The organism is Escherichia sp. E3659 (genome assembly GCF_005781135.1).
Lineage (GTDB): Bacteria > Pseudomonadota > Gammaproteobacteria > Enterobacterales > Enterobacteriaceae > Escherichia.
Genome location: NZ_VATQ01000006.1, coordinates 147381 through 170476, shown reverse-complemented (window position 1 = coordinate 170476; position 23096 = coordinate 147381). Strand labels below are relative to the sequence as shown.

The 23096-nt window shown below is 45.4% G+C and carries 25 protein-coding genes and 2 pseudogenes; 13 read left to right on the top strand and 14 right to left on the bottom strand.

Annotated elements, in window-relative coordinates:
• Positions 1-188: 188 nt before the first annotated feature.
• Complete coding sequence (locus FEK47_RS06205; RefSeq protein ID WP_130205627.1) at positions 189-1721, top strand: SpoVR family protein; 1533 nt, start codon at positions 189-191, stop codon at positions 1719-1721.
• A gap of 51 nt (positions 1722-1772) precedes the next feature.
• On the opposite strand, the gene fadR is transcribed toward FEK47_RS06205, so the two are convergent.
• Positions 1773-2492 carry a fatty acid metabolism transcriptional regulator FadR gene (gene fadR, locus FEK47_RS06200; protein WP_130215962.1) on the bottom strand — a complete coding sequence of 240 codons (720 nt, stop codon included), beginning with the start codon at positions 2490-2492 and terminating at the stop codon, positions 1773-1775.
• Between the two features lie 221 nt (positions 2493-2713).
• Here fadR and nhaB point away from each other — a divergent pair, with 221 nt between their 5' ends.
• Together nhaB and dsbB are read left to right on the top strand one after the other, a co-directional pair.
• On the top strand, positions 2714-4255 hold the full coding sequence (nhaB, locus tag FEK47_RS06195; RefSeq protein ID WP_135486238.1) for a Na(+)/H(+) antiporter NhaB: 1542 nt from the start codon (positions 2714-2716) through the stop codon (positions 4253-4255).
• 145 nt (positions 4256-4400) lie between these two features.
• Complete coding sequence (dsbB, locus tag FEK47_RS06190) at positions 4401-4931, top strand: disulfide bond formation protein DsbB (RefSeq protein WP_130258884.1); 531 nt, start codon at positions 4401-4403, stop codon at positions 4929-4931.
• 45 nt (positions 4932-4976) lie between these two features.
• Here the strand turns inward: dsbB and umuC are convergent, their stop codons facing one another.
• Both umuC and FEK47_RS06180 read right to left on the bottom strand, forming a co-directional pair.
• Positions 4977-6245 (bottom strand): DNA polymerase V catalytic protein, encoded by a 1269-nt coding sequence (gene umuC / locus FEK47_RS06185; protein WP_138183140.1) that lies wholly within the window; start codon positions 6243-6245, stop codon positions 4977-4979.
• Positions 6245-6664, bottom strand: a complete 420-nt coding sequence (locus FEK47_RS06180; protein WP_130205617.1) for a translesion error-prone DNA polymerase V autoproteolytic subunit — start codon at positions 6662-6664, stop codon at positions 6245-6247. The genes umuC and FEK47_RS06180 overlap by 1 nt, the downstream gene beginning before the upstream one ends.
• A 907-nt stretch (positions 6665-7571) precedes the next feature.
• Between FEK47_RS06180 and FEK47_RS25355 the strand changes: the two genes are divergently transcribed.
• Entirely contained in the window at positions 7572-7718 is a 147-nt protein-coding gene (locus tag FEK47_RS25355; RefSeq protein WP_240727677.1) for a hypothetical protein, read from the top strand.
• Positions 7719-8387: 669 nt separating this feature from the next.
• Here the strand turns inward: FEK47_RS25355 and FEK47_RS06170 are convergent.
• The 3 genes from FEK47_RS06170 to FEK47_RS06160 form a co-directional block, all read right to left on the bottom strand.
• Positions 8388-8834: a YcgN family cysteine cluster protein gene (locus FEK47_RS06170; protein ID WP_205712811.1), complete on the bottom strand. Its 447-nt coding sequence runs from the start codon at positions 8832-8834 to the stop codon at positions 8388-8390.
• A gap of 90 nt (positions 8835-8924) precedes the next feature.
• Positions 8925-9584 carry a fumarylacetoacetate hydrolase family protein gene (locus FEK47_RS06165; RefSeq protein ID WP_135404263.1) on the bottom strand — a complete coding sequence of 220 codons (660 nt, stop codon included), beginning with the start codon at positions 9582-9584 and terminating at the stop codon, positions 8925-8927.
• Between the two features lie 71 nt (positions 9585-9655).
• Positions 9656-9949: a YcgL domain-containing protein gene (locus FEK47_RS06160; RefSeq protein WP_130205736.1), complete on the bottom strand. Its 294-nt coding sequence runs from the start codon at positions 9947-9949 to the stop codon at positions 9656-9658.
• 125 nt (positions 9950-10074) lie between these two features.
• Between FEK47_RS06160 and minC the strand changes: the two genes are divergently transcribed.
• From minC to FEK47_RS06135, 5 genes are all read left to right on the top strand, one after another.
• Positions 10075-10770: a septum site-determining protein MinC gene (minC, locus tag FEK47_RS06155; protein ID WP_130215951.1), complete on the top strand. Its 696-nt coding sequence runs from the start codon at positions 10075-10077 to the stop codon at positions 10768-10770.
• 23 nt (positions 10771-10793) lie between these two features.
• A complete protein-coding gene (gene minD / locus FEK47_RS06150) occupies positions 10794-11606 on the top strand; it encodes a septum site-determining protein MinD (RefSeq protein ID WP_000101043.1) in 813 nt (270 codons plus the stop codon).
• A 3-nt stretch (positions 11607-11609) separates the two neighbouring features.
• Positions 11610-11876, top strand: a complete 267-nt coding sequence (gene minE / locus FEK47_RS06145; RefSeq protein ID WP_001185664.1) for a cell division topological specificity factor MinE — start codon at positions 11610-11612, stop codon at positions 11874-11876.
• Positions 11877-12329: 453 nt separating this feature from the next.
• Entirely contained in the window at positions 12330-12674 is a 345-nt protein-coding gene (locus FEK47_RS06140; protein ID WP_064528662.1) for a YMGG-like glycine zipper-containing protein, read from the top strand.
• A gap of 3 nt (positions 12675-12677) precedes the next feature.
• Positions 12678-13013 (top strand): YmgD family protein, encoded by a 336-nt coding sequence (locus FEK47_RS06135; protein WP_074399524.1) that lies wholly within the window; start codon positions 12678-12680, stop codon positions 13011-13013.
• Positions 13014-13070: 57 nt separating this feature from the next.
• Here the strand turns inward: FEK47_RS06135 and FEK47_RS06130 are convergent.
• From FEK47_RS06130 to FEK47_RS06115, 4 genes and pseudogenes are all read right to left on the bottom strand, one after another.
• Positions 13071-13214, bottom strand: a pseudogene (locus FEK47_RS06130) (autotransporter outer membrane beta-barrel domain-containing protein); the annotation flags it as partial.
• 48 nt (positions 13215-13262) lie between these two features.
• The gene (ymgF, locus tag FEK47_RS06125) at positions 13263-13481 is read right to left on the bottom strand and encodes a cell division-associated protein YmgF (protein WP_130215949.1); all 219 of its coding nucleotides are present in this window, start codon (positions 13479-13481) and stop codon (positions 13263-13265) included.
• Positions 13482-13611: 130 nt separating this feature from the next.
• The gene (locus FEK47_RS06120; protein ID WP_135486239.1) at positions 13612-15135 is read right to left on the bottom strand and encodes a cyclic diguanylate phosphodiesterase; all 1524 of its coding nucleotides are present in this window, start codon (positions 15133-15135) and stop codon (positions 13612-13614) included.
• A gap of 253 nt (positions 15136-15388) precedes the next feature.
• Positions 15389-15790 carry a DUF302 domain-containing protein gene (locus FEK47_RS06115; RefSeq protein WP_135486240.1) on the bottom strand — a complete coding sequence of 134 codons (402 nt, stop codon included), beginning with the start codon at positions 15788-15790 and terminating at the stop codon, positions 15389-15391.
• 454 nt (positions 15791-16244) lie between these two features.
• Between FEK47_RS06115 and FEK47_RS06110 the strand changes: the two genes are divergently transcribed.
• A complete protein-coding gene (locus tag FEK47_RS06110) occupies positions 16245-16574 on the top strand; it encodes a YkgJ family cysteine cluster protein (protein ID WP_130205601.1) in 330 nt (109 codons plus the stop codon).
• Between the two features lie 404 nt (positions 16575-16978).
• On the opposite strand, the gene FEK47_RS06105 is transcribed toward FEK47_RS06110, so the two are convergent.
• A complete protein-coding gene (locus FEK47_RS06105) occupies positions 16979-17695 on the bottom strand; it encodes a YebC/PmpR family DNA-binding transcriptional regulator (RefSeq protein WP_064528650.1) in 717 nt (238 codons plus the stop codon).
• Positions 17696-18375: 680 nt separating this feature from the next.
• Here FEK47_RS06105 and FEK47_RS06100 point away from each other — a divergent pair.
• A complete protein-coding gene (locus tag FEK47_RS06100; RefSeq protein ID WP_130222855.1) occupies positions 18376-18717 on the top strand; it encodes a DHCW motif cupin fold protein in 342 nt (113 codons plus the stop codon).
• 188 nt (positions 18718-18905) lie between these two features.
• Here FEK47_RS06100 and FEK47_RS06095 read toward each other — a convergent pair.
• The 3 genes and pseudogenes from FEK47_RS06095 to pgrR form a co-directional block, all read right to left on the bottom strand.
• Positions 18906-19073, bottom strand: a pseudogene (locus tag FEK47_RS06095) (isocitrate/isopropylmalate family dehydrogenase); the annotation flags it as partial.
• A 286-nt stretch (positions 19074-19359) separates the two neighbouring features.
• On the bottom strand, positions 19360-20022 hold the full coding sequence (locus FEK47_RS06090) for an epoxyqueuosine reductase QueH (RefSeq protein ID WP_135486241.1): 663 nt from the start codon (positions 20020-20022) through the stop codon (positions 19360-19362).
• A 167-nt stretch (positions 20023-20189) separates the two neighbouring features.
• A complete protein-coding gene (gene pgrR / locus FEK47_RS06085; protein ID WP_138183139.1) occupies positions 20190-21089 on the bottom strand; it encodes a DNA-binding transcriptional regulator PgrR in 900 nt (299 codons plus the stop codon).
• Positions 21090-21226: 137 nt separating this feature from the next.
• On the opposite strand from pgrR, the gene FEK47_RS06080 reads away from it, so the two are divergent.
• Positions 21227-22147: an alpha/beta hydrolase gene (locus FEK47_RS06080; protein WP_000981715.1), complete on the top strand. Its 921-nt coding sequence runs from the start codon at positions 21227-21229 to the stop codon at positions 22145-22147.
• Positions 22147-23079: an alpha/beta hydrolase gene (locus FEK47_RS06075; protein WP_135486242.1), complete on the top strand. Its 933-nt coding sequence runs from the start codon at positions 22147-22149 to the stop codon at positions 23077-23079. The genes FEK47_RS06080 and FEK47_RS06075 overlap by 1 nt, the downstream gene beginning before the upstream one ends.
• Positions 23080-23096: the final 17 nt, after the last annotated feature.

The window sequence follows — 23096 nt, the reverse complement described above, 5'->3', positions numbered from 1 at the left end:
CTTTGGCATCTCCTGCTGAACGTGCTTTTTATCCAGCAGAAAATTCCGTTGAGAAGCTAATTATTGGCACTCCGATAATAAGAAATCGCAAAGAAAAAAATTCTCCGGCGACGCGGTTTTTAACAGGTGTTCTATGCTTGAAATGAGGTGCTCCACACAGAGAGCGCCGACAACAATGAGGTGCGCGTATGGCGACGATCGATTCTATGAATAAGGACACCACACGTTTGAGCGATGGACCCGACTGGACGTTCGACCTGCTGGATGTTTACCTTGCAGAGATAGACCGGGTGGCGAAACTCTATCGGCTGGATACCTACCCGCACCAGATTGAAGTGATCACTTCGGAACAGATGATGGATGCCTACTCCAGCGTCGGCATGCCGATTAACTATCCGCACTGGTCATTCGGTAAAAAGTTTATCGAAACCGAACGTCTGTATAAGCACGGTCAACAAGGGCTGGCCTATGAAATTGTCATTAACTCTAACCCGTGTATCGCTTACCTGATGGAAGAGAACACCATCACCATGCAGGCGCTGGTAATGGCACATGCCTGTTATGGTCACAACTCTTTCTTCAAAAACAATTACCTGTTTCGCAGCTGGACCGACGCCAGTTCGATTGTCGATTATCTGATTTTTGCCCGTAAATATATTACCGAGTGCGAAGAGCGTTATGGCGTTGATGAAGTAGAAAAGCTGCTGGACTCCTGTCATGCCCTGATGAACTACGGCGTGGACCGTTACAAACGTCCGCAAAAAATCTCTCTCCAGGAGGAAAAAGCCCGGCAGAAAAGTCGCGAGGAGTATCTGCAAAGTCAGGTCAACATGCTGTGGCGTACCCTGCCGAAGCGCGAAGAAGAGAAAACAGTCGCCGAAGCGCGCCGCTATCCTTCCGAGCCGCAAGAAAACCTGCTTTATTTTATGGAGAAAAATGCCCCACTGCTGGAATCATGGCAGCGTGAAATTCTGCGTATTGTGCGAAAGGTGAGCCAGTATTTTTATCCGCAAAAACAGACCCAGGTGATGAATGAAGGCTGGGCGACCTTCTGGCACTATACCATCCTTAACCATCTGTACGATGAAGGGAAAGTGACCGAACGCTTTATGCTGGAGTTTTTGCACAGCCACACCAATGTGGTTTTCCAGCCGCCCTATAACAGCCCGTGGTACAGCGGAATAAATCCGTATGCGCTTGGTTTCGCCATGTTCCAGGATATTAAACGGATTTGTCAGTCGCCGACGGAAGAAGACAAATACTGGTTCCCGGATATCGCCGGTTCTGACTGGCTGGAAACATTGCATTTTGCGATGCGTGATTTCAAAGATGAGAGTTTTATTAGCCAGTTCCTGTCACCGAAAGTGATGCGTGATTTTCGCTTCTTCACCGTTCTGGACGACGATCGCCATAATTATCTGGAAATTTCTGCCATTCATAATGAGGAAGGTTATCGGGAGATCCGTAACCGATTATCGTCGCAATATAACTTAAGTAATCTGGAGCCGAATATTCAGATCTGGAACGTGGATTTACGCGGCGACCGTTCACTGACGCTGCGCTACATTCCGCATAACCGCGCTCCGCTGGACCGGGGACGTAAAGAGGTGCTGAAGCATGTGCATCGCCTGTGGGGATTTGATGTGATGCTCGAACAGCAAAACGAAGACGGCAGCGTCGAGTTGCTGGAACGTTGCCCGCCGAGAATGGGAAATCTGTAAAAACAACAAAAAACCCCTCGTTTGAGGGGTTTGCTTTTTAAACGGAAGGGATTATCGCCCCTGAATGGCTAAATCACCCGGCAGATTTTTCTGCATCCGGTGCCATATCTCGCCACTCTCATGCCCATAGCGGCGCACTGTTTCGTAAACCTGATCATGCGCGCCTTCAGTGCACAATGCCGATAGCTTGTGATAGAAGCCCAGTGCCAGACTGCGCGCCTCCGGATTAGCGAAATAGTGACGACCAATTCGCGTATACAGCCCTTTCATCCCGTTGAGGATCAGACCGTAAATTGGGTTACCGGAAGCAAACGCCAGACCGCGGAAAATGTTGTAATCCAGGTCAGCAAAGGCGTCGGCGTGATCGGCCACTTCATTGGCGGTTGCCAACACTTCTTGCGCTTTATCAGGATGCTGACGAAACGCGGTGCGAATAAAAATTGTCGAAATATTGGTACGCACTGACAGCAAATTATCAATAAGCTGCGGCACACTTTCGTGATCCAGTCGCGCCAGCGTCTCAAGAATATTCAACCCGGAGGTTTCCCAGAAATTATTCACCTTCGTCGGTTTGCCGTGTTGAATAGTCAGCCAGCCGTCTCGCGCCAGGCGCTGCAACACTTCACGTAACGTAGTACGCGTTACGCCAATTAATTCTGAAAGTTCACGTTCTGCGGGCAAAATAGTCCCGGGCGGGAAGCGGTTATTCCAGATACTTTCAATAATGTACTCTTCCGCGAAACCCGCCGGGCTTTGCGCCTTAATGACCATAGTGAGATTTCCATAACACAGCAAAACAAAGTTGCACTCATCATACCAGAGGGCTAATCACGCTGATAGCAGACAAAAAGAAGAAAAAAGGGATCAAGGCTTCATTTTCTGCATCTCTTTCTCCTTGATCATCAATACTTGCCTCACTCCTGCCCGACCGTTAAGCTTTGCGCTTAAACATAAAAACATCATTGATTATTTGTAAGGTAAGGGAAACCATCATGGAGATCTCCTGGGGCCGCGCGCTATGGCGCAATTTTTTGGGCCAGTCCCCCGACTGGTACAAACTTGCCCTCATCATTTTCTTAATCGTAAATCCGTTAATTTTCCTCATCAGCCCTTTCGTCGCTGGCTGGTTGCTGGTAGCGGAATTTATTTTCACTCTGGCGATGGCCCTGAAATGCTACCCGCTGCTCCCCGGCGGCCTATTGGCTATCGAAGCCGTCTTCATCGGCATGACCAGCGCGGAACACGTCCGTGAAGAAGTGGCGGCAAACCTTGAAGTCTTGCTGTTACTGATGTTTATGGTGGCGGGCATCTATTTTATGAAACAGCTGTTGCTGTTCATTTTTACTCGCTTGCTATTAAGCATTCGCTCCAAAATGCTGCTATCGCTCTCTTTTTGCGTGGCGGCGGCGTTTCTCTCCGCGTTCCTCGATGCTTTAACCGTCGTGGCGGTGGTGATCAGCGTTGCAGTAGGCTTTTATGGCATTTATCACCGCGTAGCCTCTTCCCGCACCGAAGATCCTGACCTGCAAGACGATAGTCATATCGACCAGCATTACAAAGTTGTTCTGGAGCAGTTCCGTGGGTTCCTGCGTAGTCTGATGATGCACGCTGGCGTCGGTACCGCATTAGGTGGCGTAATGACCATGGTGGGTGAGCCGCAAAACCTGATTATCGCCAAAGCCGCTGGCTGGCATTTTGGCGATTTCTTCCTGCGCATGTCACCAGTGACCGTTCCGGTTCTGGTTTGCGGTCTGTTAACCTGCCTGTTGGTGGAGAAGCTGCGTTGGTTTGGCTACGGTGAAACACTGCCGGAGAAAGTCCGCGAAGTGCTGCAACAGTTTGACGATCAAAGCCGCCACCAGCGTACCCGTCAGGATAAAATTCGTCTGATTGTCCAGGCGATTATCGGCGTCTGGCTGGTGACTGCGCTGGCGTTGCATCTGGCGGAAGTTGGCTTGATTGGTTTGTCGGTCATTATTCTGGCGACATCATTGACCGGTGTCACCGATGAACATGCCATCGGCAAAGCCTTCACCGAATCTCTGCCATTCACCGCACTGTTGACCGTCTTTTTCTCGGTAGTCGCAGTCATTATCGACCAGCAGCTGTTCTCCCCGATTATCCAGTTTGTGCTGCAGGCATCGGAACATGCACAGCTTTCGCTGTTCTATATTTTCAACGGTCTGCTGTCATCCATTTCGGATAACGTCTTCGTGGGGACGATTTATATCAACGAAGCGAAAGCGGCAATGGAGAGTGGCGCGATTACGTTGAAGCAATACGAGCTTCTGGCAGTTGCCATTAATACCGGGACCAACCTGCCCTCCGTCGCTACGCCGAACGGTCAGGCTGCGTTCCTGTTCCTGCTGACCTCTGCACTCGCGCCATTGATTCGCCTCTCTTATGGTCGCATGGTGTGGATGGCCCTGCCTTATACCCTCGTCCTGACTCTCGTCGGACTGCTCTGCGTCGAGTTTACTCTTGCCCCTGTAACCGAATGGTTTATGCAAATGGGCTGGATAGCAGCGCTTTGATAACAACTGACCGGGTATATTGATGCCCGGTTTGCCTTTTCGCCCGATAATTGTTCGATTACGATCGATTTTTGATTCCCCCTGGTGGCGCAGCGAATGAATTGGTTTAAACTGCGCATTCTATGCATATTGCAGGGATATTATTATGTTGCGATTTTTGAACCAATGTTCACAGGGTCGGGGTGCGTGGCTGTTGATGGCGTTTACCGCTCTGGCACTGGAACTAACGGCGCTGTGGTTCCAGCATGTGATGTTACTTAAACCTTGCGTGCTCTGTATTTATGAACGCTGTGCGTTATTCGGCGTTCTGGGTGCCGCGCTGATTGGCGCTATTGCTCCGAAAACTCCGCTGCGTTATGTGGCGATGATTATCTGGTTATACAGTGCGTTCCGCGGTGTGCAGTTAACTTACGAACACACTATGCTTCAACTCTATCCGTCACCGTTTGCGACCTGTGATTTTATGGTTCGCTTCCCGGACTGGCTGCCGCTGGATAAATGGGTGCCACAAGTGTTTGTCGCCTCTGGCGATTGTGCCGAGCGTCAGTGGGATTTTTTAGGTCTGGAAATGCCACAGTGGTTGCTCGGTATTTTTATCGCTTACCTGATTGTCGCGGTGCTGGTGGTGATTTCCCAGCCGTTTAAAGCGAAAAAACGTGATCTGTTTGGTCGCTAATCTATTCGGCGCTCCTGCGGGAGCGTCTTTTTCCTGCCGCTATGTTTATTTGACCCGCAGTAAATCAGAACTTCGTGTTGTATAACGTGGTGAAAGCATGGCTCGCTTCATCTGCCATTGTTGCTGGATCCCCTGCCCTGCAAAATAGAGTGTTCCCCTGCCATCCTTAGCATTCAGCATATCCATTACCGCCATCAATTGTTCACTACCGGGACGCGGTGCGTTGTTATCGAACAAATTGAGTTGCGCCACTCCCTGACTAAAGAAATCACCCAGCATCACGCCCGCTTTTTGGTAGCGATGGCCCGCTTGCCAGATGGCGTCCAGAGATCGCGTAGCCGCGTTAATAATGTCTCTGCTGTCCTGGGTAGGCGTCAGCAGTTTTACCGACGCACTATTGCCGTAATAGGATTCATTGAGCGCAAATGGCGACGTTTTAATAAACGTGGAGATAAACCGACAATATTGATGCTCACTGCGGAGTTTTTCTGCCGCCCGGGCGGCGTAACTACAAATGGCCTGCCGCATCGATTCATAATCCGTGATACGTTCGCCAAACGAGCGGGAACAGATAATTTCCTGCTTCGTCGGTGCAAACTCTTCCAGCTGCAAACAGGGTTCGCCGCGCAGCTCACGCACCGTTCTTTCGAGTACCACATTAAAGTGTTTACGAATAAACCGGATATCTGTATCCGCCAAATCCAGAACGGTTTTGATACCCATCGCGTTCAATTTTTTGCTGATGCGCCGTCCAATTCCCCAGACTTCATCTACGGGTAAAGTGGCCATTAATTTACGCTGGCGTTCCAGATTGGATAAATCCACCACCCCACCGGTCTGCCGCTGCCATTTTTTTGCCGCATGATTGGCAAGTTTTGCCAGCGTTTTGGTCTGAGCGATACCCACCCCCACGGTGAGATGCGTGCGTTGCAGTACCGTTGCGCGAATTTCTCTGCCAAAGTCAGTGAGATCGCGGCAGTTACGTACCCCCGTCAAATCGCAGAACGCTTCATCAATACTGTAAATCTCCACGCGAGGAGACAGCTCTTCCAGCGTCGACATCACCCGATTGCTCATGTCTGCGTAAAGCTCATAATTGCTGCTAAAGCAGACAACGCCACAGCGACGAAACAGATCTTTTTGTTTGAACCAGGGATCGCCCATTTTAACGCCCAGCGCCTTTGCCTCAGCGTTTCGGGCAATAACGCAACCGTCGTTATTCGATAGCACAACCACCGGTTTACCCCATAAGTCAGGGCGAAACACCGCTTCACAACTGGCATAAAACGAGTTCACATCGCAAAGGGCAAACATCAGCGCATCGCCTTTATTACATGGACAACTACGCCAAAGACATCCAGCGTATCCTCGCTGCCGAGGGTAATCGGCGAGTATGCGCTATTCATGGGAATAAGCTGTACCGTCGGGCGCAACTGCAATTTTTTCACCGTAAACTCGCCATCGACAGCAGCGATGACGATATCACCGTGGCTGGCGGTAATAGCGCTATCGACAATCAATAAATCACCGTCACTAATCCCACCGTCAATCATGGAGTCTCCGCTCGCTTTGACGAAGTAAGTCGCGCTGGGATGCTGAATAAGCAATTGATTCAGATCGATACGCTGTTCAACGTAATCCGCTGCCGGTGAAGGAAAGCCACACTGAACAAGATCGCTAAATAGCGGAAAAGTCACAATTTCGCGGAGATCCGCAGGCTTGATAAACAACATAATAATCTGCCTGAAGTTGTACTGTTTTTATATACAGTAGTCTGTTCTTGCCAGCAGATCAATACTGATTCAGGCTATCAATATCTGTCGCTGCGTAGGCTGATCCTTAAGGATTGCCGCCCCACTGTTAACCGTCTGAACGCGGTATGGATATGTCGGTAAGCGTTACCTAAAAATACGGTTAATTTTATAGTTTAAACCTTTTTTAGTTATTAGTAAGATACCTGTGCTTCCAAAAAAGCTGGGAAATTCAACGACTCTTGGAAATTTTTGGACCTTGTCCCGCGGCTACAATCCGACAGCCGCGTTTCTTTTTATTATCTAACCCACCGTAAACCTACGGACCTTGCTCTACGGCTCATCCTGTACCCGTGTGATCCTGGCCACGTAATGAATGGATAGCAGTGAGTTATCCGGTTACGACATCAACCAGTTCTTTGGTTTCATCACTTTGGACTCTGCCCACCACAATAAATCTGAGAAGATGGACAACGAGAGCAATAACACTGACCATAAATAAGCCTCAAAAAAAATAATAAAAGAAGCCATTTGTTTTATTAACAACGAAGATTTAATGATCAATAGAATTACAGGTGTTTTAGTTAATGGGATATCTTCGATATTAAAATGATATAAAGAGTAGTTATTGTTTTCCTGACACATTGTTCCTGGTGGCGGCCTTCAAGATGGTCATTGATAATGTTCAAGTCAATAATACCTTCCGATATTTATATTTTTATCGTGAAGCGTTTTTAATATAGAGCTAAAGTTTATCGTTCAACTAAAGACACGTTACCGTGGATTAACAGTATGAACGGAGTTTTTTCAGCACGGCGTGATATTAATCATTTCGAGTTGGATGATGAAAAGAAATATGACAGACGAGAAGTTAATGCAGGACTTTTCCATGAGTGGAGGGCGTTGCGTAACGTTGGATATTTACGCTCAGGAAGATAGGTGTGTTTATTATGTTGAAAGTCATGGGGAAGATCAGGATCTTGCTGTGGTTTATCCTGCTCAGGCAGTAGCATTCTACGGCGAATCCATCGCCTGATGGCGCTTCTTTGTCCACTGTCATTTGCATGATTGTAGAGTAAACATAGACTGGAATTGAACAGTCTCACGTAATCAGAATCACCCATATAGCGGATGATTCTCAGTTTCAACCGCCAGTGCATAGCGCTAAATAAAACTAACAATATAAAAGGACTTTATGAATTTTTTTTGCATATTCTACAATCATATTCACGAGTATTTTTATATCAACTACCTGTAGATCGGATATATAACGACGTCGTTTGATGTCCGAATTTACCGTCTTTCGCTTTATACCCACCAGAACACCTGAGTAGAATAAGCATGCATATTCAGGCAGTCTAATGAATGTTTCCATTGGTTACGGCATTTGAATTATTGTCATACCGTAGATTATCTTTTTTCGTGTGCTACGATTTGCTTAGAAACAGCGATGACGCTCTCACTTTTTAGCTCGAAAATTTTTTGCAGGATTCAGGATTAATACTTCAGCCCATCAGTACAAAATATTTCATACTTCCAATATACCGCCAGCCCTAACTTCATCGCGGCACTCTGGCGACACGTCTGGAAAATCGGGGGCATTTCTTTCCGGGTAGCAAATCGCTAATACACTGTGCGCCAGACCTTGTTATTGATGACCAGAAAACCGCAAGGACCATTTTCGCTGCGGCTTGACTGATGCGGATTATTGCGCCCAGTCAGGTTTATTTAAGATATGGTCCTGCCAGTCAATCACTTCCGACTCTTTCACCGCGATATGGCGCACTGAAATGCGTTCGCCATGCATGGCTGCTTTTGAACCGGTAAGTAACGGATGCCACGCAGGTAAATCTTTACCCTCCGCCAACAAGCGATAAGCACAAGTCATCGGTAGCCATTCGAACGTGGGCAGATTTTCACGAGTTAATTTAATGCAGTCGGGTTCAAACTCGAAGCGGCGTTCGTAGTTCCGACATTGACAGGTTTTAATATTGAGCTGACGGCAGGCGACGTTAGTGAAGTAGATTTCGTCGGTGTCTTCATCCATCAGTTTATGCAGGCAGCACTGACCACAACCATCACACAACGACTCCCATTCTGCATCGCTCATTTCGTCCAGGGTTTTACTTTGCCAGAAAGGTATATCGCTCATCAGGTGTTCCACCATTACGTTAAAACGCACCTTATAACCAGTCTGGCACGGCGATGCAAGCTTTGCCGCCCCTTTCAGGCGGCAAAAGTATTACAAAACGCGAGTTGTCAAAGAATGACCGCCGAAAGTAACCGTCAATTCATCGCCACTGTGCAGCGGACCAACACCATCAGGCGTGCCTGTCAGCACAACGTCACCGGCCTTAAGGGTAAAAAACTTGCTCATATAAGCAATCAGTGGAACGATTTTGTGGATCATGTCCGCAGTCGTACCTTGTTGGCGTTGTTCGCCGTTTACACTTAGACCCAGCGACGTATTTTGTGGATCACCGCTGAACTCTGCTGCAGGAATAAACCCGGAAAGTGGACACGAGTTATCAAACCCTTTGGCCTTTTCCCACGGCTGTCCGGCTTTCTTCATTTTTCCCTGAACATCACGTAATGTCAGATCGAGCGCCACACCGTAACCTGCAATAGCTTTGCGCACATGCTCTTCCGTGGCCTGACGTAGCGTCGCGCCAATCAACACCGCCAGTTCAACTTCATGATGAACCGAGCCGAAATCAGAGGGGATAGCCAGGGGCTGGCGCAGATCACACAGTGCCGTTTCAGGTTTAATAAACAACACGGGCTCTTCGGGCACTTCACTCCCCATCTCTTTAATATGTTTGGCATAGTTACTGCCAACACAGACGACCTTACTCACCGGATAATCCAGCAGCGCACCTTGCCAGTTGTGATGTTGATACATAACGTTCCTCTCACTTCATCGTGGTTCTTAAAACCCGCTCCAACGAATATGATGCCACCGCCGGATATCGGTTATTTGTCAGTACTGTCTGTATTTTTCGCCATCACAGAAAGATGTTGTTTAAGCAAATCTTCAGGTGGTGGTGGTAACTGGAGATAATAACCTTGCTCGGCTAATGCCTGTTTAACTTTCTCAATATCGGCATTTACCAGTTTTTTCCGCCCATCCAATGGCAGAATCATCGCGAGTTGAGGCTGGCCAAACCCTTTCATCAGCTCCTCTGGAACACGCGAAAAATCGTCTTTTTTTTCGACATATAAATAGGTCTGGTCACGTTTGCTACTTCGATAGATCACACAAAACATAATTTTACTCTGAATAAATGTGGGGGTGACTTGCCTCAATATAATCCAGACTATAACATGCCTGATAGTCTTCGTAATATCATCGCTCGCTGATGATGATAATTAGCTAATTGAGTAAGGCCAGGATGTCAAACACGCCAATCGAGCTTAAAGGTAGCAACTTCACCTTATCAGTGGTTCATCTGCATGAGGCAGAGCCTAAGATTATTCATCAAGCGCTGGAAGACAAAATCGCTCAGGCCCCCGCATTTTTAAAGCATGCCCCCGTCGTACTCAATGTCAGTGGCCTCGAAGAACGGGTCAACTGGTCAGCAATGCACAAAGCTATCTCAGCAACTGGCTTGCGGATAATTGGCGTCAGCGGTTGTAAAAATGCGAAACTGAAAGCTGAAATAGAAAAGATGGGGCTACCAATCCTGACTGAAGGAAAGGAAAAAGCGCCACGTTCAGCTCCCGTTCCCCAGGCACCAGCGCAAAATACGATCCCGGACACAAAAACACGGTTAATAGATACTCCTGTGCGTTCCGGTCAGCGCATTTATGCTCCACAATGTGATTTGATTGTTACAAGTAATGTAAGTGCAGGAGCAGAATTGATCGCGGATGGTAACATTCATGTCTATGGCATGATGCGCGGTCGTGCGCTGGCGGGAGCAAGTGGTGACCGGGAAGCGCAAATATTTTGTACTAACCTGATGGCCGAACTAGTATCTATTGCTGGTGAATACTGGCTGAGTGATAAAATCCCAGTAGAATTTTATGGCAAAGCGGCACGGCTGCAATTAGTCGAAAACGCTTTGACCGTTCAATCGTTAAATTGATCCCTTTTTAACAAGGAATTTTTATGGCACGCATTATTGTTGTTACTTCGGGGAAAGGGGGCGTTGGAAAGACCACCTCCAGCGCGGCCATCGCCACTGGTTTGGCCCAGAAGGGAAAGAAAACTGTCGTGATCGATTTTGATATCGGCTTGCGTAACCTCGACCTGATTATGGGTTGTGAGCGTCGGGTCGTGTACGATTTCGTCAACGTCATTCAGGGCGATGCAACGCTAAATCAGGCGCTAATTAAGGATAAGCGTACTGATAACCTCTACATTCTCCCGGCATCGCAAACTCGCGATAAAGATGCCCTCACCCGCGAAGGGGTGGCCAAAGTTCTTGATGACCTAAAAGCGATGGACTTTGAGTTTATCGTTTGTGACTCACCGGCGGGTATTGAAACCGGTGCATTAATGGCTCTTTATTTCGCTGATGAAGCCATTATTACCACGAACCCGGAAGTCTCATCAGTTCGTGACTCTGACCGTATTTTAGGTATTCTGGCGTCGAAATCACGTCGCGCAGAAAACGGCGAAGAACCCATTAAAGAGCACCTGTTGTTAACGCGCTATAACCCTGGTCGCGTGCACAAAGGAGACATGCTGAGTATGGAAGACGTGCTGGAAATCCTGCGCATCAAACTCGTCGGCGTGATCCCAGAGGATCAATCCGTATTGCGCGCCTCTAACCAGGGTGAACCTGTCATTCTCGACATCAATGCCGATGCGGGTAAAGCCTACGCAGATACCGTAGAACGCCTGTTGGGTGAAGAACGCCCTTTCCGCTTCATTGAAGAAGAGAAGAAAGGCTTCCTCAAACGCTTGTTCGGAGGATAAGTTATGGCATTACTCGATTTCTTTCTCTCACGGAAGAAAAACACGGCCAACATTGCAAAAGAACGGTTGCAGATTATTGTTGCTGAACGTCGTCGCAGCGATGCAGAACCACACTATCTGCCGCAGTTGCGTAAAGATATTCTTGATGTCATTTGTAAATACGTACAAATTGATCCCGAGATGGTAACCGTACAACTCGAGCAAAAGGATGGCGATATTTCCATTCTTGAGCTTAACGTGACCTTACCAGAAGCAGAAGAGCTGAAATAAGCTGTATTAGCTCAAACCTGATCTGACAGTTACCGGTTGTTTATACTGGTATCTGTCAGATTGCATTTGGTCTAAATTTTGTTCTCCCCTTCTATTGTCAGCTCAAATCGCCGCTAATTCACACTATTGCCACCAGAGCGAAATTACTTACCTTGCCTTTTTTGATAAATATTTTTTACATTTAAATCACACAACAATATTGATATTTCAGATTGCCTAACCTTTACAATACCATGTTAACACCTGATGACATTTCTTGAAGAAAATATTTCAAATCAATGAGTTAATCCTTATTTAAGATTATTCCCATTCAAGCATAAAACACAATTACTATTATACCATTCGCGCTCATTTTGAATTATCTGAATAATAGCGAGCGTTCTTTAGTTAAGTGAATATTAATTAAAGACGAAATTATTGTGTGTGCAACTTACTTAATACCGGACATCTAAGTTGAAGAAAAAAATACTCGCCTTCGGGCTTATCTCAGCATTGTTCTGCTCCGCACCAGCAATGGCGGACATGAATCGCACCACGAAAGGTGCGCTGTTAGGTGCAGGCGTAGGTTTACTGACTGGCAATGGCGTTAATGGTGTGCTGAAAGGCGCTGCTGTGGGCGCTGGTGTTGGTGCAGTAACTGAAAAAGGTCGTGACGGCAAAAATGCCCGCAAAGGTGCGAAAGTGGGTGCTGCCGTTGGTGCAGTCACTGGCGTGTTGACCGGCAATGGTCTGGAAGGCGCGATTAAAGGTGCTGTAATTGGCGGCACAGGTGGTGCCATTCTGGGTAAAATGAAATAAGGAATGATGATGAAAAAATTTGCATTACTGGCTGGTCTGTTTGTTTTCGCACCAATGAGCTGGGCGCAGGACTACAATATTAAGAACGGTTTGCCGGCAGAAACCTATATTACTTGTGCTGAAGCTAACGAAATGGCAAAAACTGACAGCGCACAGGTTGCAGAAATTGTGGCTGTAATGGGTAACGCCAGCGTTACGAGCCGTGATTTAAAAATCGAGCAATCTCCGGAACTCAGTGCCAAAGTGGTAGAAAAACTGAACCAGGTTTGTGCTAAAGATCCGCAAATGCTGTTAATTACCGCCATTGATGACACCATGCGTGCCATTGGCAAAAAATAATCATTAATGCAGTACCGCGCCGATTGATTCGGCGCGTTTTTTTAGCAGGCGAAGGAATCAGAACTTATATTTAAATCCCACCATCACTGCGGTGTCATTGTAGCCATTATCACCGAGTTGAACGCTAACATTTCCCCAGACGCTGGCCGCTGGATTCAGATTGCCATTTACGCCAAGTTTAATTTCCCCCAGATTACGCGCACTGCCAGCAACTCATTTAGCCGTTTTCTGACAGTGATAACAGAAGGATTAAGGCTGATCCCTATGGCTAACGAGTTTTCCTCTTAACCGATTAACCACATTGATCGCCAACCAAACCAACGCATTTAGCAAATTTATAGTAACAAGCACTTCTCCCAACCAGGTGCTGGGTTTGGCAAAAAGGATAACCAGGAAAGTGATTAGCATAAATGCAATGGAGAAAATGATATATAAAGTAAAATAATCCAGATTATTACTCTTGTTCATGCTACTGATGGTAATCCTGTCAAAAATTTCAGACAATTATAGCAAACAAAATAATGAACAATAGTAACAAGACGAAACGAGCTAATTAGCTGTCTATAATTACGTCACCTCACGCTCAAGCGATCACTTTTCACTCAACCACCACTTTCACCTTCGGTTTTGAGAGAATAATTTTGACCAGCTCAATATATGTCACCGGTTTATAGAAATAGTATCCCTGTTGGAACGTGATGTTGTTTTGGTTCAGGTAATCGAGCTGCTCCTTCGTCTCAACACCTTCAGCGACAATACTGATAGAAAGTTTGCGCGCCAGATCCAGCACGCAGTCCAGGATCCGGGTGGAATCTGGATCTGCGTTGACCCGCCCGACGAAGCTGTGATCAATCTTGATATAATCAATATGTAGATCATGCAGATAAGAAAGCCCCGAGTATCCAGTACCAAAATCATCCAGTGCGATGACAAAACCATTTTCATGCAAAATGTTTAGTCGCTGGACCAGACTTTCATCAACATGCAAAGGCTCACGCTCAGTGACTTCAAGCACGAGATTCAAATCACGGCGCGTGAAGCTGTCCTTGTATTTCAGGCATTCTTCAACAAATGTCGGCGAAATAATATGCGAGGCGCTGAAATTTATCCCAACGTGAAAACCTTCTGGCAGTTTACTTTCGATCGCATTCATTTGTTTGGTGACCTGGCTCATCAAACTTTGGGTGAGCGGAACTATCAACCCTGATTTTTCAGCAAGAGGAATGAAAGCCGCAGGAGAGATATATCCTCCCCGAGGGTGTTTCCAGCGGGCAAGGACTTCCACACCGCGTAACGTCCCTTCCCGCCCATTTACCACTGGTTGATAAAAAGGCACAATTTCACCGTTATGTATTGCCCGCCGCAGGATCTCTTCCGGTGTCGCGCTTTTGTTGAAATATTTATCAAGCAGGAAGGCAACGGCGCAGGAAATTAACAAAATGAATATCAAAATCCCCAGACCTTTATCGATAAGTCTGCTAAAGCTAAATAGAGGCGGCTGGTTATAAATAATACTGAAATGATATTTTGTGGAACTGACTCGCCCAGAAAAATGATTTTTACCATTGAGAGGGGTCACATCTCCCGACGGGCCAATAATGCTACCGCCAACGAGTAAAGTATATTTCGCCCCCTTCAACGGCACATTGAGCGCGCCACGAATATGTTGATCGCTAATAGTCACCAAAACTCGGGTATCAGCGAACTGATTCTGATAAAGCAAAATGGGCATGTTATTAACAGTATCGATTGCCGGAGCTAGCAGTAAATTGCTTTCAGGAATCATGGGTATACGTGATAGCAGTACGCGGTTCCCCGGCAGTGAAGTACACCAGACCGCATCTTGTTTGAGAATGATGATCGTACGCAGATGTGGCTTGAGCGCTGCCTCTGTACCTAGTTGATATTGTTCATCCAGATCACACCCTTTTATGGCTATTTCCTGTGCCGTTTGAGTCGCCTGTGACGCTTCCTCAAGTATATAATTGATATTGTTTGTGGCATATCTCGCCCCTGCCAGGTTCTCCGCTTTTGCGGAATACCAGAGCTGGATGTTCAAAATAGAGACGCCGGTAATAAGCAGGCAAACCGCAGCGAGGATAGGGATAAGTGTATTGCGCATCTGCGTGTCCCTGGCAACAGGTTAATAGAGGGGGTTGACATTCATTCGCTCAATCTGGCGTCTACAGAGAGCATGGTCGAGAGAATCAGAAATATCCACGCATCAGATGAAATTTTGCCCAACATGCCGCAAGTCTTTCAATGACTGATGAAAAACTAATGTTCGCGCTGATCAATGGGTCTTTAAGCAGAGAAGAGGCATGGGGTAATAATTCGGGAACAAAAATACAGGTTGAGCACGTTTCTGTTTAGCTTTAACTTTCGCCTTTATGCATATGTGAATCAATAGGTTGAATGTATTTCTGTACCAGCAACTCCAGCTTTTTCAACGTTTGTATCGCCGTTGAGTCAAGTCCATAACATTTCAATTCTTCTGCCGAGTGAAATCTAACGTTGACCTGACCTCCGGGTAACTGGCGAAGGAGTACCCTGAAAGGTAATTCCAGAGCGAGGTCTGGATGCTCCAACATCAAAGGCGTTCCCTTTTCAGGATTACCAAATACCAGAACAGTAGTTGGCGGCATTACAAGCCCTGCATTACGGGCAGCTTTTGCGTGGTCAAACTCGCCAAATAAAACCAGACCATTATCTGATACCGCCTTAAGAAGACGTGTTCTGGTATGCTCGAAGTCAAATGCACTATTGAATTGAATCATAACGTTTTTACCATTAACACAATAATCAATGTGAACGATGAGACAACCGTAATATAAATACAAAATATTATAACCTGAACTTGCTCATATTTTTGAACATCAGAGAAATAACATTTTCTGATGAGTCCCTTTAATCAACCAGAATTAAAACAATCACAATATCCACTATGCTTATAAAATCATCCTATAGTAACAAGATAATGTAGACTCTGATTCCATAAAGCATTCTCTTCCTAAACCCTGTAGTTACAAATTGTAAAGATTAATTTACTCTGTTTATATTTTGACTGTCTAGTTATATCTCAGTGGATATGTAAAATTAATAACAGCTGGTGATCATTCAGTAGTTGACTATAGAAAATTCGCCAGCCGGTCACAGACGCGCATCTTTACAGGGCGTGTCTGCATTTTTTGTTATGATGTATTGTGATGTATATAGTAGTACTGGTGAATTATGAGCAATCTGAATCCATGCCTGGCGTGTGGTGCCTGTTGTGCATTTTTCCGCGTCTCTTTTTACTGGGCCGAAGCAGATGATGCAGGCGGCACTATCCCGGCTCATCTTACTGAGCAAATATCCCCTTACCACCGATGTATGAGCGGTACTAACCAGAAGGATCCACGTTGTGTCGCCCTGGCAGGAACGCCTGGAAAAAACGCATGTTGCACCATATATAAGAATCGCTCATCGACATGTCGAGAATTCGCCATGTCTGGCGAGGATGGGAAGATTAATGAGGCATGTAATCGCGCCCGCGCAAAATATGGGCTGCCTCCAATTTAAAAAGCACTTTTCATTTTTAATGGGCGCTATAAAACTGCGTATCCATGATTATATTCTGATGTAACATGCCCATTGCCCGAGTATCAAGAATACAATGCCATATGTTCCTGGTACCGGGCAACATTTTGGTGAAAACTGCCATTTTAAAAATTCAGTTCTTGATGATCATTCTTGATATTTTACGTAACAATTAACAGGCATTACATTCTGATATTTCGACTGTAAACAATTACGTTTTTTGCGCAATTCCCACCCATCGGATGATCCTTTGCCGTTAATCATGAGATAGTTAAAATCAGTAATTTCGATTTGTCTTATTTTTTAGATGAGAGTCTTTTATATGTTTTTTAACATTCTTTAATAATAAGAAATCTGCCATAAAGACAGATTTCTTTAATTTATAATTAGAGATTTGCAACGTTATGATATACTTTTTGAACATCGTCGTCATCTTCGAGGGCATCAATAAGTCCTTCAAAGATTTCTAAATCTTCTGGTGAAAGCTCAACTTCTGATTGAGCAATCATTTCTAATTCTGTTGTTGAGAACTCAGTAATTCCAGCTGCTTTTAGAGCTGCAATTCCTTTGTGAAGGTCTGTAGGCTCAGTATAAATAACGATGTTTCCTTCTTCTTCGGTCACATCACGGACATCCACTTCAGCTTCAAGCAAAATTTCAAAAATACGGTCAGGGTCAGTTCCTTCAAATACAATCACGCCAGTATTGTCAAACATATAGCTGACAGAACCAGCTGCTCCGATATTCCCGCCTTTTTTATTGAAAATGGTACGAACGTTAGCAATCGTACGGTTAACGTTTGAAGTCAACGTTTCAGCGATAATCATTGAACCATTGGGTCCAAAGCCTTCATAACGTCCTTGTACGAACGTTTCGTCTCCGCCACCTTTGGCTTTATCAATAGCTTTATCAATAACGTGTTTTGGAACTTGCGCCTGCTTCGCGCGTTCAATAACAAACTTTAAAGAAGTGTTTAATTCTGGGTCTGGTTCACCTTGTTTAGCCGCAGCATAGATTTCCACACCGAATTTTGCATATACTTTAGACGTTGCCCCGTCTTTAGCCGTTTTTTTAGCTACGATATTGGCCCATTTACGTCCCACTGGAATAATCTCCTCGAAATTTATTTACATCAATAACAGGTTGATAACCTGCGATTTTCGTCATATTATATCATAACATGGAAAATTTCGTCTATGAGAATTAGAAATAAGATAAATGTATAGCGGCACTTTAATTTTTCATTATTTTAAAATGTTACCAGATTATTTTTCGGATTTAGTTTTAGCTTTTTGTTCTTAATAATTGAAACGCTATAACAATACCTAAGGCAAAAATAATGTGATAATCCCGACTAATTATCTGGATAACCGTTTTTAAAACAGATCCACTCTTAATCAACTGATATTTAATGATAAATTTCATTTAATTGTTCTTTTATTAGTTGAAATCAGCCCTTCCCCAACCATTTGATATACTTGATATTATCCTTCATTTTAGGAAGTGTTTTTACTATCACTTATATCAAAATAACGTTTCTTTTCACCAACGATTAAGAGGAACTTTTAATGATTACGGTTGAGCTATGAGCGAAAAGCGGACGTTACCGACACCCGCCGATCTTCACTAATGTAGCACTCTAAATGAGTATATACCTTAAATCAGGTTCAACTTCGTTACTACATATGAAAAATAATGTATTGATATATAAATTATTTTTTCTTATGTTAATTCATTCCAACCTGAGCTCAAGCACTCTTTCTTAACAACGAAAGGCCATAAAATGAATATCGAAGCATTTGCTTTTGGCACCACCAACTGGGGTGAAGTCGAAAAAACAGAACATCCCGGGGAAACAGGCATGGCCTACTGGCGCACACAATTTTTTGGTCACAAGCCGAACCAAATCCGTGTGCGAATGGTTGAATATACCCCAGGTTACCTGGCGGATCATTGGTGCAGTAAAGGTCATATCCTTTTATGCATAGAGGGAGAACTCGAAACACAGCTCGCAGATGGCCGCAAATTCACTTTAACTGCGGGGATGAGTTATCAGGTTGGTGATAACGCAGAGCCACATCAGTCCAGAACGGAGACAGGAGCAAAACTCTTTATTGTGGACTAACGGATTCGTCGTTGTTGCGATTGCGACGTCCGATTCTGGCACAGAATTGGAACCTGGCAGTAAAACAACCATCTGACCATCCCCCAACTACCTGGGGGTTTTGATAACTTATTTTGATAACCGTTAGCATCCTGACAAAAATAACGGGAGCGTTACGCTCCCGTTAATGGATTTAATAAATTACCGAATTACATGTTCTTGATGATCGCATCACCAAATTCTGAACATTTCAGCAGTTTAGCGCCGTCCATCAGACGTTCAAAGTCATAGGTTACGGTCTTAGCGTTAATTGCGCCTTCCATACCTTTAACAATCAGGTCTGCAGCTTCAGTCCAGCCCATATGGCGCAGCAGTATATAAAAATTATGTATTCAACTCGCTGATATTTAATCATAAATATTATTTTCTTGTCTTTTTATTAGCCAAAATCAACTTTATTCAACCGTTTGATTTCATTGACGTTCGTTTTTATTTTGGGGAAAGGTTTTCTCTACCATTTATATCAAAATCACAAGTCTACATTTTATTAACATCTCAATACATGTGAGGCCTTGCAGACCTTTGTGAGACCTTATGTGTCTCTGTTTTGTCCCACCTTTGTGCTATGAATTACTGCATAGTAAAAAATACTCTGATGCAGTGTTATTCACCGTCCTTACCATAGTAAAGTTTGCCGAGTTTAATGAGCGGCCTGCCCTGCGACTTACGATACATATTCACATCACGTAGTGAATAGACGCAGCCACAATACTCCTGCTGGTAAAACTGCTCACGCTTGCTAATCTCAATCATGCGCGATGAACCGCCCTGCTTACGCCAGTTGTAATCCAAGTACACCATTCCCGGATAACGAGCAGCAGCTCGTCGGCCACTGTCATTAACCTGTTGCAGGTTCTTCCAACGAGAAATTCCAAGCGAACTGCTAATCACGCTGAACCCATGTTCCGCGGCATACAATGCAGTGCGTTCAAGGCGCATGTCAAAGCACATTGTGCAACGAACACCACGTTCAGGTTCCCATTCCATTCCTTTCGCACGTTCAAACCAGTTTTCGGTATCATAATCAGCATCAACAAAAGGCACGCCATGTTTTTCAGCAAAACGCATATTCTCTTCCTTACGGATAAGGTACTCCTTCTGCGGGTGAATATTAGGATTATAAAAGAATATAGTGTAATCAATTCCCGAGGCTTCAATCGCCTCCATAATCTCTCCAGAGCAGGGTGCACAGCACGAGTGTAACAGCAGTTTGTTTGCTCCATTCGGCAATGTTAATTGTGGGCGTTTGAAATCAGTGTTATTCATAAATGTATTTGTTAGCAATAGTGTAGTCAGAAATTATGGTATTAACATCCGCGATAATAAAAGTAAGAGGACGTAATTGCCGTCATTGTACGAAGAAGAAACAACGACCAAAACGTCGAAAGTAACCGTCAATACGTTAAGGGAGGAATTAAATTAACGTATCAGAACTAAACAACACCTTTATACTTCACTCTATCTATAAATAATGAGAATGCCGAGCCAGCATGTCGACGATGCGGATAGTACAGGTGATAACCGGGTAAATCTGGTGTAAATTTATCCAGAACACGTATCAGTTTTTTTTCTTTAATAGCCCGCTCAACCTGATCATAAGGTAGATACGCCAGTCCATGCCCATCAATTGCAGCATCAATGATCAGGTCTATCGTATTCAGTAAAAGCTGACCTTCCATGCGAACACGAACTTCGCGTCCACCGCGTATTAATCTCCAGCGATTTGCTGTACCCGATGTGGGAAGATACAAATTAATTGCCTGATGATCTATTAATTGTGACACTGACGTTGGAGCACTTCGGCGGGAAAAATAATCCGGTGAGCCAACAATAGCCATTGGTATATCTGGCCCGATTCGAATGGCGATCATATCTTTATCCATCTCCCCACCCAGACGGACGCCTGCATCAAAACGTTCAGAAACAACATCAGTCAAACCATAATCAATGAGAAGCTGAATATCAATTTCAGGGTGTGATTTCAGGAATGTGCGCATGGCTGGTAACAATATCGTTTTTGCTGCATGTTCTACAGTAGTAATACGTATTGTCCCGGATGGGCGGTTCTGCAGATCGCTCAGGGATGCCAGGGCAGAATCTATGTCATGCAGCATAGGGCCAAGAACAGACAAAAGATGCTCGCCCGCTTCAGTGGGTACAACGCTGCGCGTGGTTCGCGTCAGAAGCCGCAATCCCAGTCGTTCTTCTATACGGCGCACTATCTGGCTTAAAGCTGACTGCGCCATGCTCAGGCGGGCTGCTGCGCGAGTGAAGCTACGCTCCTCTGCAACGACGACAAACGCCATCAGATCAGCGATTTCTTCACGCTTCATTCAGTATCTCCATACAATCTATTAATCATTTAAATGATAGGTCTAATCATGATTTTGGGTCTAATCAACTTAATGATCAATATCTATAGTGATATCACCAACCGTTAAAACGAACCGACAACTCCATGAGGAACGGAATGATGAATAATAAAGTCAGCTTCACTAACAGCAATAATCCAACCATCTCTTTGTCTGCAGTGATCTATTTCCCTCCAAAATTTGATGAAACCCGTCAGTATCCGGCAATTGTGGTATCTCACCCTGGTGGGGGCGTTAAAGAGCAAACTGCCGGAACCTATGCCGAAAAACTGGCGGAAAAGGGATTTGTCACTATTGCTTATGACGCATCTTATCAAGGTGAAAGCGGCGGCGAGCCGCGTCAGTTAGAAAACCCATACATTCGTACTGAAGACGTCAGTGCCGTGATTGATTACCTGACAACGCTTTCTTATGTCGACAATACCCGAATTGGTGCGATGGGAATTTGTGCCGGTGCAGGATATACAGCCAATGCTGCAATTCAGGATCGCCGCATCAAGGCCATCGGTACCGTTAGTGCGGTCAATATTGGTTCGATGTTCCGCAATGGTTGGGAAAACAATGTGAAATCTATTGATGCTCTGCCACACATTGAAGCTGGCTCAAACGCCCGAACCAGCGATATTAGCAGCGAAGAATACGCCATTATGCCACTGGCTCCAATGAAGGAGGCCGATGCGCCGAACGAAGAACTGCGTCAGGCCTGGGAGTATTACCACACCCCTCGTGCGCAGTATCCAACAGCACCGGGTTACGCTACTTTGCGCAGCCTTAACCAGATTATTACCTATGATGCTTACCATATGGCGGAAGTGTACCTGACTCAGCCGATGCAGATTGTGGCGGGCAGCCAGGCAGGGAGCAAATGGATGAGTGACGACCTGTACGATCGGGCATCAAGCCAGGATAAACGCTATCACATTGTTGAAGGCGCAAACCATATGGATCTTTATGACGGCAAAGCCTATGTGGCTGAAGCAATTTCAGTATTAGCTCCGTTCTTTGAGGAAACTCTGTAATGAAACATATTCAAATCCGCAATAGTGATATGGCCTGGCATATTGCTGCCAATATTCAGTTTCCACCAAATTTTGATGAGTCAAAACAGTATCCGGCGATTATCAGCGTCCATCCTTTTGGCAGTTGTAAGGAGCAGACGTCTGGCAATATCTATGGCAAGGCATTGGCTGAAAAAGGCTATGTCGTTCTCGCTTATGACGCCAGTTTCCAGGGAGAATCTGGCGGGGAGCCTCGTTGGATAGAAGATCCGACACAGCGCGTAGAGGATATTAGCCGTGTTATCGATTATGCAGTAACTCTGCCATATGTTGATGCTGAACGCATTGGCGTGCTGGGTGTGTGTGGGGGGGGTGGCTATGCCATTAATGCCGCGCTGACAGAAAAACGAATTAAAGCTGTAGTGAGTATTACGGGTGTTAATATCGGGCGTCTTTTTCGGGAAGGTTTCAGCAATTACTATCCGATTGGCGCATTGAATGCAATGGCGTCGCAACGAACCAAAGAGGCTCGTGGTGGAGAATTACAGATCAACGAATTACTTCCCGCCAGCCTGGATGCAGCAAAAGCCCATGGACTGACCGAACGCGATGTTTATGAAGCAACTGACTACTATAAAACACCACGCGGGCAACAACCGGGAGGTGCGACAAAAATGTTGTTCTCACATGCACAGAAAACGCTGGCCTGGGATGCCTTCGCATTTACTGAAGTGTTACTGACTCAGCCGGTGATGGTAGTAGTTGGTGAAAAAGTCGGTGCCTTCGGTGCTTATCGTGATGGACTGGAAGTCTATGGCCGGGCGATGGTTTCGCAGGATCGTCAGTTAGTTTCGTTACCCGATTTCTCACATTATGAACTGTATGACAAACCGGAAGCAGTTCAGGAGGCGCTGGAAAAAGTTATTCCTTTTTTCAACACCCATCTGGGATAAGTTTCATGAGAAATATT